The organism is Xanthovirga aplysinae (assembly GCF_009711365.1).
In the GTDB taxonomy this organism is placed as follows: Bacteria; Bacteroidota; Bacteroidia; order Cytophagales; family Cyclobacteriaceae; genus Xanthovirga; species Xanthovirga aplysinae.
Genome location: NZ_SMMB01000536.1, coordinates 1 through 2,201 on the forward strand (window position 1 = coordinate 1; position 2,201 = coordinate 2,201).

1 protein-coding gene is annotated in these 2,201 nt (G+C 40.9%); it reads left to right on the forward strand.

The window, feature by feature from the left end; genetic code table 11:
* Positions 1–2,201 (forward strand): hypothetical protein (locus E1171_RS23530; RefSeq protein ID WP_187696202.1); only part of this gene is annotated, 2,201 nt, incomplete at both ends.

The following is a 2,201-nucleotide window of genomic DNA, read 5'->3' on the forward strand; positions in this document are numbered from 1 at the left end:
TTAGGGCAAAAAATAACATAGATTGGACAGGTTGGTCAAAATTATATCATTCGAATAACTCGAACAACTTAGGAGTGGATTGGGCTGCTGATGCCCTAACAGTTAATTCAGCCTCCATAGGGAGCGGAGAAACCTATAGTTACGGCGTATTAGATATAAAGGGAAAATACGCTCCCGGAGACCATGGTTCTCACCTTCACATTCATACCGATAGAAACCCTACAGGGATGTTTCTAAGCAGTTACCATGAGTCGTTAGGATATATTTCAACCGGTGGGCACAAATACAATGGGAGCGATTATTTAGCCACATTTGATAAATCCACTATCCTGCAAATGAATGAGGGTGAATTTAACTTCTTTTCCGATGTGAATCTGGCAAAAGGAGAGCTGTTTACGGCAACAAAACGGTTTTTCATTAACCAGCAGAAAGTACATGCCTTTGTGGATGTAGAATTTGATCAGGACTTAACTGTGGAGGGAAAATCCATTTTTGGAAGTGATGTGACCATAAATGGGCGTTATGAATCTTCTTTAAAAATCACCAATGGGGGTATTAATGCCTCAACCTTAGAGAGCAGTTCCTGGGCAAGAGGAATTACCTGGTTTGATGATTTAAGCCAGGTAAGTGATGCGGATGCTAGAGCTGGGGTAGGAGTGCTGGCCTCTAATAGGGATTTAGAGCGTTTATACTTAGCTTTTGGGCCTAACCCTTGGCAGTCGGCTAACGGCATTTTTGTTTTACCTGATAACAAAACTGGAATCAACGTAATTAACCCTACGGAAGCACTTGAGGTGACTGGAAACATAAAAGCTACAGGATCAGGAATATTTGGTACAGACGGGATGTTTACAAACAATTCTGTGGCATTAGCCAATTTAAGTCCCTCAAACTTACGTTTCCAATTATTCAATGATAGTAGTTATGACATTATTAGCATCTTTGGAGGGGGCACCAAAACCATTCGGTTTGATGATGGGAATCTTAGGTTCTGGAGTGGGGATTTCGGAACCACAATGACCTTAGATAATGAAACAGGAAATGTTGCCATTGGAACGAATAGTCCAACCGAAGATAAATTAACTGTTGGTGGAAACCTTAAAGTATCAGGTTCAGCTGAGTTTGAACTTGATGTAAAAACAGATGGTTCGTTGTTTTCTTCAAATCCATTAAATAAACAAGCAAATGTAGCTCTTAATTGGAGTGAAAATGTGGCTAGAATTAGAGTAGGAGGCATGGGTGAAGGAGCAGGCAATGGATTTGACATACAGCAAAGTGGTAACAAAAGTTTACTAAAATTAACGGTTGAAGAAGCATTATTTTCAGGTAACATAAAAACCAGCGGTTCAGCAGAGTTCGGTAATGATATAAGCGTTAATGGGAATACGGTTTGGCATGAGGGAAATGATGGAGCTGGAAGTACCCTAGACGCCGATCAGGTGGATGGTTTTCACCGAAACTCCAAATATGGGGTAGGGGTAACCCGGGATTTTGTTATTTATGGTAAAGAAGATGAGTTCTACCCTGTTGTTCTTACCAGATCGCCTGAAAGCACTCCATTTGTTACAGATTTCACCATTTATCGATCCTACTCAGAGCAGGCACCAACTAGTTGGAATAATTCTACCCATAAAGGCTCCCTCAGTCTAGATGTCTCTGTTCGTTATGGAGGTTGGGGTGGTTATACCAGCGATTATACGGTCAACTATTTTGGAGAGCAATACTCAAGAATATGTGCCGGTTTAAAACATACAAGCCACACCATGCAATTTGTTATCTGGTTACGTGGAGGAGGTTTGGATGGGGCAGCTTACCATTTGAAATCTCCTTCCAATATTGATGTCACCGTCTATGATTACTCTCAACCAGCAGAAGGGTATTTGGTTTTTGATAATGAGGAAGATGATAAAAAAGTTTATGAAAAAAAGATAAGTTTTGTTGATCGAGACCTTAATCTAGGGAGTCAGATCTTTGAAAAGATGCCCATCAGAGGGAGTGGGAAAACCATCAATGGGCACATTGATGTAGGAACTCTTTGGGGATCATCCAACTCTAATAACGCTTTGGCCGACTGGTCAGCAAAGGATTTATCGGTCAGTGGATCGGCAGAATTAGAGGGTTCTCTAACCACTCAAGAATTTCTTTTTTCCCAGGGAACTTTCCAGGAATCAGATATTAGAAGCAAGGAGGATATTTGTTGC